The organism is Mangrovimicrobium sediminis (assembly GCF_004745945.1).
Taxonomy (GTDB): Bacteria; Pseudomonadota; Gammaproteobacteria; order Pseudomonadales; family Halieaceae; genus Mangrovimicrobium; species Mangrovimicrobium sediminis.
The window spans coordinates 316897-330170 of sequence record NZ_SRLE01000007.1; the positions used below are offsets into that span (position 1 = coordinate 316897).

The 13274-nt window shown below is 62.1% G+C and carries 11 protein-coding genes; 6 read left to right on the forward strand and 5 right to left on the reverse strand.

Annotated features, from left to right (window positions below; genetic code table 11):
• Positions 1-111: 111 nt before the first annotated feature.
• Both E4634_RS10975 and E4634_RS21470 read left to right on the forward strand, forming a co-directional pair.
• A complete protein-coding gene (locus E4634_RS10975) occupies positions 112-3660 on the forward strand; it encodes an ATP-binding protein (protein ID WP_135443801.1) in 3549 nt (1182 codons plus the stop codon).
• Between the two features lie 369 nt (positions 3661-4029).
• Positions 4030-4179 (forward strand): hypothetical protein, encoded by a 150-nt coding sequence (locus tag E4634_RS21470; protein ID WP_167854859.1) that lies wholly within the window; start codon positions 4030-4032, stop codon positions 4177-4179.
• Positions 4180-4239: 60 nt separating this feature from the next.
• Here the strand turns inward: E4634_RS21470 and E4634_RS10980 are convergent, their stop codons facing one another.
• Positions 4240-4680: an endoglucanase gene (locus E4634_RS10980; protein WP_135443803.1), complete on the reverse strand. Its 441-nt coding sequence runs from the start codon at positions 4678-4680 to the stop codon at positions 4240-4242.
• Between the two features lie 439 nt (positions 4681-5119).
• Here E4634_RS10980 and E4634_RS10985 point away from each other — a divergent pair, with 439 nt between their 5' ends.
• Both E4634_RS10985 and E4634_RS10990 read left to right on the forward strand, forming a co-directional pair.
• Positions 5120-5404: a 2Fe-2S iron-sulfur cluster-binding protein gene (locus tag E4634_RS10985; RefSeq protein WP_135443804.1), complete on the forward strand. Its 285-nt coding sequence runs from the start codon at positions 5120-5122 to the stop codon at positions 5402-5404.
• Between the two features lie 30 nt (positions 5405-5434).
• Positions 5435-5791, forward strand: a complete 357-nt coding sequence (locus E4634_RS10990) for a 2Fe-2S iron-sulfur cluster-binding protein (RefSeq protein ID WP_135443806.1) — start codon at positions 5435-5437, stop codon at positions 5789-5791.
• 24 nt (positions 5792-5815) lie between these two features.
• Here E4634_RS10990 and E4634_RS10995 read toward each other — a convergent pair whose 3' ends face one another.
• Both E4634_RS10995 and E4634_RS11000 read right to left on the reverse strand, forming a co-directional pair.
• Positions 5816-6214, reverse strand: a complete 399-nt coding sequence (locus E4634_RS10995) for a Rieske (2Fe-2S) protein (RefSeq protein ID WP_135443808.1) — start codon at positions 6212-6214, stop codon at positions 5816-5818.
• A 111-nt stretch (positions 6215-6325) separates the two neighbouring features.
• Complete coding sequence (locus tag E4634_RS11000; RefSeq protein WP_135443810.1) at positions 6326-7366, reverse strand: aldo/keto reductase; 1041 nt, start codon at positions 7364-7366, stop codon at positions 6326-6328.
• A 406-nt stretch (positions 7367-7772) separates the two neighbouring features.
• Here E4634_RS11000 and E4634_RS11005 point away from each other — a divergent pair, with 406 nt between their 5' ends.
• Positions 7773-10178: a TonB-dependent receptor gene (locus E4634_RS11005; RefSeq protein WP_135443812.1), complete on the forward strand. Its 2406-nt coding sequence runs from the start codon at positions 7773-7775 to the stop codon at positions 10176-10178.
• A gap of 460 nt (positions 10179-10638) precedes the next feature.
• Positions 10639-11199 carry a VPLPA-CTERM sorting domain-containing protein gene (locus tag E4634_RS11010; RefSeq protein ID WP_135443814.1) on the forward strand — a complete coding sequence of 187 codons (561 nt, stop codon included), beginning with the start codon at positions 10639-10641 and terminating at the stop codon, positions 11197-11199.
• Positions 11200-11301: 102 nt separating this feature from the next.
• Here the strand turns inward: E4634_RS11010 and E4634_RS11015 are convergent, their stop codons facing one another.
• Complete coding sequence (locus E4634_RS11015) at positions 11302-11859, reverse strand: aromatic-ring-hydroxylating dioxygenase subunit beta (RefSeq protein ID WP_135443816.1); 558 nt, start codon at positions 11857-11859, stop codon at positions 11302-11304.
• Positions 11856-13163, reverse strand: coding sequence for an aromatic ring-hydroxylating oxygenase subunit alpha (locus E4634_RS11020; protein ID WP_135443818.1), 1308 nt, complete (start codon positions 13161-13163; stop codon positions 11856-11858). Before E4634_RS11020 ends, E4634_RS11015 begins: the two co-directional genes overlap by 4 nt.
• Positions 13164-13274: the final 111 nt, after the last annotated feature.

Here is a 13274-nt window from a genome sequence, read left to right on the forward strand (position 1 = left end):
CCAGCCCCGCTCGGCAGAAAATCAGCGGTCCCGGACGGTCAGCAGGCTAAAGACTTTCCGGATTCGGCCGAAAGTGTCGATTGACGATAAGTAAAAATTCCGGAGAGACTCGTGACGAAGCTGATTTCAGGCCTCCACTGGAAAACGTTTTTCGGATATGCCGTGGTGTGCCTCACCATTTTCCTGATGCTTTCGGCGTTTCTGTACGACCAACAGTACAAGCTGCTGAAAGCAAACCGGCTGCAGCGGGAAGGCAGCACCCTGGAACAGAAAATGAGGAGCCTGCAGACGCGGCTCGATGCGGACCGCAAATCCATCGATTTCCTGTTTGACGTCCCGCCCATCTCGGGGATTGTGCGCGCCACGCAGGGGAGCGGCTACGACGCCTTCGATGAGACCGGCCTGGCGCAGTGGAAAAGCCGGCTGGAGCAAATATTTGCCGCTTACCTGACGACCAATCACGATGTCCGGCAGGTGCGCTATATCGGTGTGGCGGACAACGGCCGCGAGTTGGTGCGTGTCCAGTGGGAGGGCGGCAAGCCGGTGGCGGTTGGCGCTCCCCGGTTGCAGCAGAAGTCCGATCGCCCGTATTTCCAGGAGATGCTGAATCTTGAGCCCGGGGCGTACTACATCAGCGATATCGAGTTGAACCGCGAACATGGCGTGATTGATTTTCCGCAGTGGGCCACCTATCGCATCGGCAAGGGGGTATTCGACGCAAAAGGTGAACTGTTCGGGCTGCTGATCCTGAATATCGATGCGGACTCCGTGATTTCACTGCTTGAATACAGCTCAGAGGGGGCGTACACCTACCTCCTGAACGACGATCGGCAGTTCCTGCGTCACCCGCGGCCGGGCGTTGCGTTCTCCTTCGACCTCGGGACCCCGGTTCGCTGGGAGGATGAGTTTTCCAGGGAAATTCCCTCGGAATCGGCTTCCTGGACACAGGTGACCGACAAACTGGGTGAGCAATTCCATGCGTTCGCTCACACCGTCCAGTACTCCGGAGGTATTCATCCCAAGTACGTGACCGCGATCAAGACAGTGAACGATGCCGGAATAGTCGCGGAGGCCCAGCGGGAGACGGCGAAGCTGGCAGCCATTCTCGGCGTTATCCTGTTTGTGCTCACCGGGATCATCTTCCTGTTGCGGCAGGCCAACCTGGCGCTGGGCTCCACCAGTGCATTGCAGGCGCGCTTCCGCTCCGCCCTGCAAAATGCGCCGCTGGCCATCCTGGTCCTGGACCAGCAACGCCGCGTCGAGTATCGCAATGAATCCGCGCAACAGCTGATGCCCGATTTCGGTGAACAATCCTTCAATATGTCCTCCATCAAGTCAGCAGAGGCGCGCACATGGTTGACACGTGCATTCGATGAAGTGCTGGAGACAGGTGAGGTGTTGTCCCGCGAGTTGTGGCTGGATAACGGCACCACACTGGACGGTTTTTACCAGGTGCTCATCGGACCTATCTGGGAAAACGACGCGAGACCCTCCGGCGCGATCCTCATGGCCATGGACATGACGCAGCAGAAATACTACGAACAGGAACTCCAGGAGCTCAACAAGTCGCTGGAAGCCCGTATCAGGAGTCGTACCAATGCGCTCGAGGATGCATTGACCCGTGCCGAGGCCGCGACGCAGGCCCAGGGAGAGTTCCTGGCCACCATGAGTCACGAGATTCGCACGCCGCTGAACGCGGTGTTCGGCATGCTGGCGCTGGTGCGGCGGGGCCACATTGACGGCAAGCAGGCGAGCCAGCTGGACATGGCCGAGTCCAACCTGACTGCGCTGTCGACCCTGCTGAACGACATCCTGGACGTGTCGAAAATCGAGGAGGGCGAGTTGCAGATCGACCCGGTGGAGTACGAGCCGGAGCGCCTGCTGCAGGCCTGTGGTGTTTCGCATTCCGCTGTGGCCAGGTCCAAGGGTATAGACCTCGTCTTGGACCTGGCCGAGATCGACGGGTATGTCGTTCTGGGTGACCAGAACCGGATCCGGCAGATCGTCAACAACCTGCTCAACAACGCGATCAAGTTTACCCAGGCCGGTGGCGTGACGCTGCGCGCCGAACTGCGCCCCGGCCAGAATCGGGAAGAGGGTGATGCGGACCTGGTTATCACCGTCGAGGATTCCGGTATCGGCATTGAAAACAGCAAGCTGGATATGATTTTCAGCCGCTTCGCCCAGGCCGAGGCCAGCACCACACGACGCTTCGGCGGCGTAGGCCTCGGCCTGTCGATCTGCCGGCAGCTGTGTGAATTGATGCACGGTGAGATCACCGTCGAGAGCGAGGCGGGCAAGGGCACTGCGTTTCGCGTCAGGCTTCCCCAACGCATGCTGGCACCGCGCGCGGCAGCAGATTCCGCGCCGGACATGGATGAGGAGGCGGTGCTGGTGATGACACAGAGCCCGGCGCTGGCTGGCGTCGTGTCGCGAACCCTGACCCGCTGGGGCGCGCGCTGTGAGCAACTGCCCGAAGCTGAAGCACTCGCCGCACTCGCCGCCCCTGACCACCCACTGCACTACAGCCTCGTGGTCATGGATGAAGCCTGCTGGACGGCCAACCATGAGTGCCTGGCACTCTACCTGGCGCGAGAAAATGGCTGCGACGCCGGCCGCATCCTGCTGCTGGAACGTTTCGTCGACGGTACGCAGCTGGAAGCGGACCAACTGCATGAACGTGTCCAGCGCGTGGAGGCACCGGTATCGTCGCGGGAGCTGGATCTCGCCCTGCGCTCGCTGGACCCGCAGCGCTACGGCGCAGTCGAACTGCGCATGGCGGATTACTGCGAGTCGCAGGGCCTGCATATCCCCGGTGCCAGCCTGCTGATGGTGGATGACCATCATGCGAACCTGGAGGTGCTCAGCGGGCTTCTCGAGGATTCCGGCGCCACCCTGCACCGCGCCTGCAACGGGGTAGAGGCCCTGTCCGTCCTGCAAAGCGCCCCGGAATCCCGGCCGATCGACCTGGTCCTGATGGATTGCCACATGCCGGTCATGGACGGCTACGAGGCGACCGAGGCTATTCGGGCGGGCGCAGCGGGCGCCAGGTATCTCGAGGTGCCGATTCTGGCGTTGACCGCGGCGGCCTTGAAAGGCGAGCGCGAACACTGCCTGGATATGGGTATGGATGACTACCTGAGCAAACCCTTCCAGGTCAGTGAACTCGAGAATCTGTTGCGACACTGGTTGGCCGACTACGTCGTGGAACCTGAATCGGAGCCGGCGCCCGGGTCGGTCCAGCCGAACCCCGAGACGCCTGCCGACGCTGTGGTGATGCCAGCGGGCACCGCGGAAACCGCCGACCCGCCGGCTGACCTGGAATCCGCATGGGACTGCGCCGGGGCCCTGTGCCGACTTGGTGGGCGGAGCCACGTCCTGGACAAGGTGCTCGCCGCCTATCGGCAGGCGGCACCGGACATGTGGACACAAATTCACAGCTACATGGCTGACGGGAGTCCGGGCAAGGTCGCCAGGGCCGCCCACGGCCTGAAGGGCGTGGCGCTGAATGTGGGCGCAGTGCGTGTTGCTGCCCTGGCACGCGTGCTGGAATTGTCTGCCGAAAGCATGCCGGACGCAGAACTGCTCGGTACCGTCGAGGAATTACACGCGGCGATCATCGAATTCGATAGCATTTCCCGCAGTGGTGTGTCTGTGTAGCCTCTGCGCCGGCCGGTTCGCCGCAACTGTGAGGTCGATCACATCCTTCGCACACTCCACCCGCCCGGGCTGTCCCGATAGCTGCTGCCGGCAGGCTTTCTGTGTGAGCCAGTTACCACTCTCGCACAGTGCTGATTGTAAACCGTACCGTGCAGGTCAATAGTGATACTCAAGGGCAGTCGCCCGCGATTTGAACAATAACTGCGGTAAAGACACGATACGAGAGGGGGACCTATGAAATCCACGATATCTGTCTTGGCGGTACTGACTTTCTCAACCCAACTTGCTTTCGCCGATGCGAACAGCGAACCCGGCTCGGCTGTTGCGAGTCGAGCGGCGTCCAACAACTCCACGATGGAAGTGGTTGCCGTGCGAGCCGAGGCCATAGCCACGGACAAGCAGGTCAAGTCCTTGGAGCGCGATCTCAGCCCGGCGCTGCAGAACCGGCTGGACGAGTTGATGAACTACGAGCTGGAATCCAGGCTCAGCGATCGCGAGGCGATAGCCAGCGCGAACTGACGAGGGGGAGAGCGCGAGGCCGTGGTACCGGCCTCGCGCGACCGGCCCGGTTACGGCGGGCTATTCTTCCGCGCCCACCGCTTCCTTGGTGGCGTCCCAGGCTTTTTCGCTACCTTCCTTGGTGGCCTCCCAGGCTTCGCTGGAGGTTTCCTTGGTAGCGTCCCAGGCCTTCTCGCTGCCTTCCTTGGTCGCTTCCCAGGCTTCGCTGGACGTCTCCTTGGTAGCATCCCAGGCCTTTTTGCTGCCTTCCTTGGTCGCGTCCCAGGCGTCGCTGGAAGTTTCCTTGGTAGCGTCCCAGGCCTTCTCCGTACCTTCCTTGGTAGCCTCCCAGGCTTCCCCGGAGGTTTCCTTGGTGGCATCCCAGGCATCGCCGGAGGCTTCCTTGGTCTTCTCCCACGCCTCGCCTGAGGATTCCTTCGCCTTGTCCCAACTGTCTTTTTCCTCCGCGTGAACGCCGAGGGAAACACCGATAACAATCAATGCCAGCGCAACTCTTTTCATTGGATTCACCGTCCGTCGCAGATTGGGGTGGGTGTGACGGTAGTGAGTATAGACGTCGCCAAAAGCCTTGTCCGGCAACCGCCAGCCCGGATTGTGGGAAACACGACATGCCCGATTAATTCCATAGCGAATGCCTTTGCATCCCTCAAACCCTTGTTGGCTATGCGACAAAGCGCGAAGAGCAACAGCGCCACGCCTTGCGCTAGCTGCGCATTTAAGTCGGAAAAACAACGGCTTAATGCCTGGCCCTGGAATGGCATAGCAATTGCTATGCGGTAGACGAAGGCTGAGAAAACAGTTTAGGCACGTAGTTCGCGCAAGCGTTCGTGCGTTCGCCGCGTACTTCGCACGGCAATGCCCCGCTGTATCTCCGTCCCCTTGCTGGGTAGGCCTACTCAGCTTTACACCGTTTGTAAGCGCGTAACTTGAGGAGGTACCTATGGCGAAGGCAAAACTGAATTTCAAGGATATCGATGTCACCGTAACCGTTCCCGTGGGCGTACGGGTTATCGAGATTTCCGACAAGATTGGCTCGGGCATCGTGTACGGCTGTCGCGAGGGCGATTGCGGCACCTGCCTGATGAAAGTGGAGGACGGCTGGGAAAACCTCTCATCGACCTCCGTCATCGAAGACAAGGTGCTGCGCGAAAACGCAGCCGGCAGGCACTACCGCCTCGCGTGCCAGGCACAGGTCCTGGGCGACGTGAGCGTGAGTCCCGCCTGACCCCCAACAGATTATCGAGGAGGCTTTATCATGGCCGATATCACTTTTAGCAGTCCCAACTACAAGAACAAGACCGTTTACGCGGTCGCTGGCAGCCACACGGAAACCGTCCTGCAGATCGCCAAGGAATTCAAGATTCCCATCGGCTTCAACTGCCAGGATGGCGAATGCGGCACCTGCCTGGTCAAGGTCACGTCACTAGAAACCAAGGAGCGCATGGCCGGTCCGCTGACCGACAAGGAGCGGACCGTACTGCTGGAACTGGGCAAGCTCAGCAAGGACCAGGTCGACAAGATGCTGGTGGACGACTTCCCCTGCGAGTGGCGGCTGGCCTGCCAGATGATCGTGCGCGATGAGGACCTGCTGGTCGAGTACGACGTCGAGTAGGCGCGTTCCAGCGACGGCCGGGGCTTACTCCCCGGCCTGGGTCACCGCGGGCTTTCTGATGCGGCGATCCCTGAAATAGATGCCACTGTCTGTTTCGAACACGCGAACCGCGGTCAGTTGCTTGCCCAGGCAGATCTCGCTGAGGGATTCCCCGGTCTCGGCGCAGTAGGCGATGCCGTGCATGGAACAACGCAGGTGACCGCTGCGCCTGTCGAATACCCGGCCATGCTCGCAATCGAGTGTGCGCGGCATGTGCACGCACAGGTTGCGGTAGGCCCTGACTTCGCCGAGATGGCGCAGGACGATCACCGAGTCGGGCTGTTGGCGGAACAGCACTTCGACACGGCGGGAATCTCCCTCCGCGAGTTCGGTGCGTTCGCAGATGTAGACAAGGCCGGATTTGTCGCTGTCGGTGGAAAGCATTTGCGTTTGTACCGCTGTATCACTTGTGAAGGTCGGGTTCTAAACAGCATAGGAGATTCCGCCAGGGCCGGGAACTACCTCGCTGGCAGTTCCTGCAGATAAACCAGGCCGTCACCTGGCGGGCGGTTCGCTGTCGCATACCGTCAGCTTGTAGTCATCGCTCAGGGGGAAATTCACCCCGGATACGGGGCGCGGCATGTAGTGAGCCTCAAGGGCGGCGATTTCCGCGCTATCCAGTTGCAGTTCGCTCGCCGCGATGGCCGCTTCGAGGTGCGCTGGTTTGGTCGCGCCGACAATCGGTGCGGTGATGCCCGGCTTGTGCAACACCCAGGCCAGTGCCACCTCGGCGTTACTGACGCCGCGTGATTGCGCGATACTCGCCACCGCATCGATGATACCGCGGTCGCTGGCCTCGTACTCCTTGGCGAAGGAACTGTAGCGGTTGGCCTGGGTGCGCGCGGTTTCAGTGCCGGCGGGGCGCACCAGTCGGCCACCGGCCAGCGGGCTCCAGGGAATCACCGCGACCCCGGAGGCCCGACACAGCGGCAGCATCTCGCGCTCTTCCTCGCGATACAGCAGGTTGACCTGGGGTTGCATGGACACGAAGCGGGTCCAGCCGTGGCTGTCTGCCACGTGCTGCATCTGCGCGAACTGCCAGGCCATCATCGAGGAGGCGCCCAGGTAGCGTGCCTTGCCCGCCTTCACGATGTCGTGCAGCGCTTCCATGGTCTCCTCGACCGGCGTGTTCACATCGAAGCGGTGAATCTGGAACAGGTCGATGTAGTCCATGCCCAGGCGCGTGAGGCTCGCGTCGACAGCGGCGAACAGCGCCTTGCGCGACAGGCCGCCGGTGTTCGGGGCGTTGCGCCAGGCGCCGTAGGCCTTGGTGGCGACCACCACCTCGTCGCGGCAGGCGAGGTCGCGCAGGGCGCGGCCGGTGAATTCCTCCGAGGTGCCCGCCGTGTAAATGTTGGCGGTGTCGAAAAAATTGATCCCGGCCTGTAGCGCGCGCCTGAAATATTCCCGGCTGTCGCGTTCATCCAGCACCCATGCCCAGAAGCTGCCGCCGGCGGCCGCATCGCCGAAACTCATACAACCCAGGCAGAGTCGGGAAACCTTGAGGCCGGTGTTTCCCAGGTTCACGTAATCCATACGCATTTCCTTTTTTATGGCGTTTACAGACCAGTGTAGACAGGCTGCTGGCGGGCGTCCCGTGCCGGCCTGACCCAGACACAGTGTCTCATATCTTTGCGAGCAGCCAGCGCGCTGCCCGGCGGGCGGATGGCGCTGCTCCGGGGATCCCTTTCAGGCGGTTCGGAATTCCGGGGGACGCCCTTCGGTGCAACCACATAAAATACTGCCAAGTACCTATTATTTGGTAGTTTTACACCTGATTTTACGTATTTTTCCCAAAACCCTTTGGCCAGTGGCGGAATTTCGTGAGCCACTTCCACTTATCGACACTTTCCGATTGTCCGTGACCCCGGTCGGCACTAAGGTAGAGTCCGCGAGCTACTCGCAAGTCCATAGTGAATTTTCTTATCAAGGGGATAGTGTCTTGAAAAACCTGTACTGCTCAACGGCGGTGCTGCTGGCGACTGCGGCACTGAACGTCAGCTACTCACCCGCTGTAAAGGCCCAGGAAGGGGGGGCGTCCGACGCCGGCTTTGGCGGTATGATGCTCGACGAGATCATCGTGACCGCCAACCGTCGCGAGGAAAACCTTCAGGACGTATCCGCGTCGCTGACGGTCTTCAACCAGCAACAGCTGAACGAAGCCAACATCACCAACCCCTCGGAACTGGCAACCTACACGCCGAACCTCGCCATCAACAACCGTTTCGGTAGCGACAACACGACTTTTGCCATCCGCGGCTTCTCGCAGGAACTGCGCACCACCGCTTCGGTGGGCGTGTACTTCGCGGAAGTGGTTGCATTGCGCGGGGCGAACGCCCAGCAGTCCGGTGACGGCGCCACCCCCGGTGACCTGTTCGACCTGGCCAACGTGCAGGTCCTGAAAGGCCCGCAGGGTACGCTGTTCGGCCGCAACACTACCGGTGGTGCCGTACTGCTGACGCCGCAGCGCCCGACCGATGAACTCGAGGGCTACGTCGAGGGTTCCGTCGGCAACTTCGACATGTACCGCGGCCAGGCCGTGGTCAACGTGCCGGTTACTGACAGCTTCAAAGTGCGCCTGGGTGTCGACCAGATCAAGCGCGACGGCTACATCGAGAATATCTCCGCGATCGGTCCGGAAGAGTTCGGCGACCAGGATTACGTGGCCTTCCGCGGCAGCGCGCTGTGGGAGATTACCAGCGAGCTGGAAAACTACACGATCTTCCGTTACTCGGATTCCTCCAACAACGGCTACCCGGGCGTGATCGTCGGTTGTAACCCGGCCATCCCGCTGATCAGCACCCTGTGCCAGACGGACCTCGATGCGCGCCGCGCCAGCGGCCAGGACGGTTTCTACGAGACGTACAACTTCGTCGACCAGCCGGTCAACGACCAGGAACTGTGGCAGGCGATCAACACCACCACCTGGGACATCACCGACGAGATCCTGATCAAGAACATCATCGCCTACGGCGGTATCGAGACCAAGCAGCGCAGCGCGATCTTCGGTACCAACTGGATGCTGGGCGGCGAACAGCTGATCTTCCAGCAGGTCGGCTACAACAGCGACGTGCTGACCACCGACCAGGAAACCTTCGTGGAGGAGATCCAGGTCCAGGGCATCAGCTTCGACGAGCGACTGGTGTGGCAGGTCGGCCTGTACTACGAGAGCAGCGAACCCGGCGGCGACTACGGCTCGGTATCCCCCGCGCTGATCGCCTGCGACCAGGGCAGCATCACCGGCACCAACCCGGCTGACTACCGCTGTAACAACCTTGTCGGTATCGGTGCGATCCAGTCGATCCCCGGCGGTGTCGAGTACACCAACCAGGCGGTCTACGCCCAGGCGAGCTACGAACTGTCCGACAGCTTCGGCGTGACCGCCGGCCTGCGCTACACCGACGACGAAACCAAGGGTGAGGTAACGGACACCATCTACCAGTTCGCCGCCGGCAGCTACGGTGCCCCGATCAACTCCCTGACCGAGGTGCGCAAGCCGGAAACCTCCAGCGATGAAGTCACCTGGCTGCTGGGTGTTGACTACACCCCGACCGACGACCTGCTGCTGTACGCCAAGTACAACCGCGGTTACCGTCAGGGCAGTGTCAACCTGGCCGGTTCCCCGGGCCTCGACTCGCACGACCCGGAGACCGTGGACACCTACGAGATCGGCAGCAAGTGGAGCTTCAACGGCGCAGTACCGGGCACCCTGAACGCGGCGCTGTTCTACAACGACTTCACCGACCAGCAGGTGCAGTACGGCTACCTCAAGGCGATCTCCAACGTCGGCACAACCGCCGTCGTCAACGCCGGCTCCTCGACCATCTGGGGCGCCGAGGTGGATGCCAACCTGTTCCTCACCGAGAGCCTGACGCTGACCGCGGCCTATGCCTACCTGAACTCCAACGTGGACTCGGTGGAGTTCCCGGAATTCCCGGACGGCAGCTTCGCGACGGAACCGTCGACCACCACCGCCGAGGGCGAGCCGCTGTCGTTCTCACCGGAACACTCGCTGGTCACCACCCTGGCCTGGGAACTGCCGGTGCCGATCGAGATTGGTGACATGCTGTTGTCCGCGACTTACGTCTACACCGGCGAGCAGCAGGCGGTCTCCGAGGAGTCTTCGGCTTACTACAAGATCGATGACTACAGCCTGTGGAACCTCAACTACATGTGGACCAGCGTGATGGGCAGCCCCATCGACCTGTCCGTGTTCGTGACCAACGTGACCGACGAGGAGTACTACACCTTCATCGCCGGCCTGTATTCGGTCAGCGGCCTCGAGGCGGGCCAGCCCGGTCTGCCGCGGATGTACGGCGCGCGGATCCGTTACAACTTCGGTCTATAGTAGAAGACTGCGGTACCTTGACGGCGCCTGTCCCGCAGGCGCCGTTTTTTTTTGCGCGCGAATCCGCCGCGACACCCACACTCCCCGCAGTGCCAAACGCAAGTTTTTTGCGAAACATCCCCGCTCGGCGTTCCCGCCAACCGCTATTTCATACCCTCTTGATAGCCAGCGCGAACCACTACCAATAGTACGATCGGGCTAATGCGTCTTCGCTCGCGCGGCAAAAAAGTAGGCTAGTATTTTAGTCTCTGCCTTCCCGGGAGGGACTCAGCGTCCCCGCCCATCGGCAGCTAACAAAACAACGCCGGCGACGCTGGCAAAAAACAAGGTTTTTGGCGCGCGCGGCAACGATCGTGCAGCAGCGGGGAGACCCGCGACGGGGAGGGCAGGTGTGCCGGCGTTGGCAAACGCGGTTCGCACCCCGGATCGCATCGCGCAGGCCGGAACAAGGAGACGTACCGTGAAGCTGTTTACCGCGATTTTGCTTTTCCTCCTTCCCTCGCTGAGCCAGGCGGCGATCATCAGTGGTAGCATGTTCGGCTGGGAGGAATCGACCACCATCGAGTCTATCGGCGACGGCTCGAACCAGGTCTCGATGTGGTGGTCCATCAACACCAGCGACCGCGGCTGGTTCTACGGCAGCGGGAACGCCCTGACCCGCAGTGACGTGGCACTCGCCACCGGCGTTACCGACATTTCCCAGATTACCGACGCCTCGGCGTTCAGCTTCACCAACACCTTCGTCGGCCCGGTGTGCGACGCCGACTGCAATGGCAACGGCGTGGGCGACTTCCTGGTCTGGCGCAACATCGACAGCGGGTTCTACGGCGTGCTGCGCGTGGACGACATCGACACTACTTACGGCGCGGACTACGCCACCCTGAGCGGTACCTGGTGGTTCCAGACCGACGGCAGCGCCAATTTCTCCGTGGTCCCCGTGCCCGCCGCGGCCTGGTTCATGGGTTCGGCACTCGCCGCGCTGGTCGGGGTAGGGCGCCGTCGCCGGCGCAAGTTGGTCTGAGACAACCGGCGGCAGCCAGCCCGAATTAGCCGGCGTCAGCCGGGCTGAGATTGCCGGCGTCAGCCGGCCCGGAAACCCAGCCGGCCTGAACTACCAGTTCCGCTAGAAAATCAGTGCCAGCGTCGGCACAGTCACCACGTCCATATCCAGTATCACCTCCCGCTTGCACAGCTTGAAACCCCCGTCCACCGGCATCAGCACATCCCGGCGGCCGCCGGTGTAGGTGTGGTTGTCCGCACCCCGGTGGCTGTAGAACATGTGGAAGTTGGAATAGGTGAGCAGGCGGCCGTCCTCCATAGCCTGCACCTCGACATTGCTGATGAACCGTCGCGTGCGCGGGGCGGGGCACTCGGACCAGGCATTGCTTTTGAACGGGCGGAAGGTGCGGGCGAAGGTCTCCAGGTAGCCGTCCTGGCGCAGTGGGGCACCCATGCCATCGTCCTCCCGCGACAGTTCGCGCTCGACGGATAGAAACGCCTCGGTGTCCTGCAGCGTAGGGTCCGGTTGCGGCACGAAGCGCGCGGGCATGCTGTATTCCAGCGATTCATCGACCAGCGCCATCCACTGTTGCAGGCAGCGCTCGTCGAGCAGGCGCGCCTCGCGGTAGTAGAACTGCTCGACACGGGAGATCGTCTCGAAATCGACTGCAGCCTCGCTCATGCTTCCATCTCCTGTGCCAGCACGTCCTCGCGCCAGCGCTGGTAGAAGCTGCGTGCATAGTGCTCGTTGTAGGTCCTGCCCACCTGGCCCGGCAGGTCGGGGTGTGCGCCTTCTTCGCCGACGCCCATGCCGTAGTAGTAGGGGGTGTCGTTGAGGTAGTCGATGCTCGAGCCGATGTACTGCTCGCTCCAGGCGTAGGAGTCTTCCTGCTCGATGATGCCGGACGGGCCGAAACCCACGGTGTAGCCGGCGCGTATCGCCTTTTTCACCGAGGCCGGGGCCTCGATCGGCGAGATCAGCCAGGACCAGTACTCGATCAGGCCCGGGGCGCGGGGATGGCTCACGCGCAGCGTGTGCTGGCCCCACAGCAGCGACAGGTTGGGGTACACGCCCAACGCCATACCCTTCATGCGCGCCTGCACCGGCGACAGGCGCTCGGCCACGGTGCGCTCGACCTCGGTCAGGTATTCCGCCAGCTCCGGGGTGCTCTGCGGGTTGTGCACCGCCCGCTGTTGCAGCGTGCTGTCCTCGGGCAGGTAGCGAAATGCCGCGGCGTGGCCGGGGCGGGCGACGGCGGTCACCGCGAGGTTTTCGATCTCCTGGTTGGCCTCGCCGTTGACGTCGACCAGGGTGCCGTGGAGGTAGGCGGCGTGGCCGATATCGCCGAGCATGTTCTCCACCGGCAGCTTCCAGTTGCACTTGATGTTCCACTTGTGCACCGGGCCGATCACTTCCAGTCCGCCCGGGAAGCGATCGAAGAAGGCCTCCATATAGAAGCGGTGGTCACCGAGATAGTCCGCCAGCGGCTCCACCTGCGCATCGAAGCTGGCGAAGATCAGGCCGAAGATGCTCTCGACCCGCGGCACTGCTTTCAGGCGGTAGCGGCTGCGGTCGATCTCCGGGCCCATCTTGCGTGCCTGGGGAATCCCCACCAGCTCACCCGTCGGCTTGAACGCCCAGGTGTGGTAGGGGCAGATGAAGCGCGCGGTGTTGCCCTGGTCGGTGCGGCACACCCGCAGGCCCCGGTGGGGGCAGCTGTTCACGCTTACCGCGATACTGCCATCGCGGTCGCGGGCGACGATCACCGGCACCTCGCCCATGTAGGCCGCGACGAAGTCGCCGGGGTTCTTCAACTGGCTCTCGTGGGCCACGTACAGCCAGTTGTTGCGAAACACGGTCTGTTGCTCGCGGCGGTAGATTGCCTCGCTGGTGAACACTTCGCGGCTCACCTCGGAGCAGTCGTGGTTGAGCCACTGCGCGGGGCTGCCGGTATCGCTGCCCGCGATGGGCGCCGGTCTGGACATGGTGAAATCCCTGTCGTTGTCGAGAATCGCTATAATGACACAAATGTGTCAAAAGGGAACATTAATGACAATTTAGGGTTCAGGCGAGGCAGGCCGGGGCGTCAAACAGCC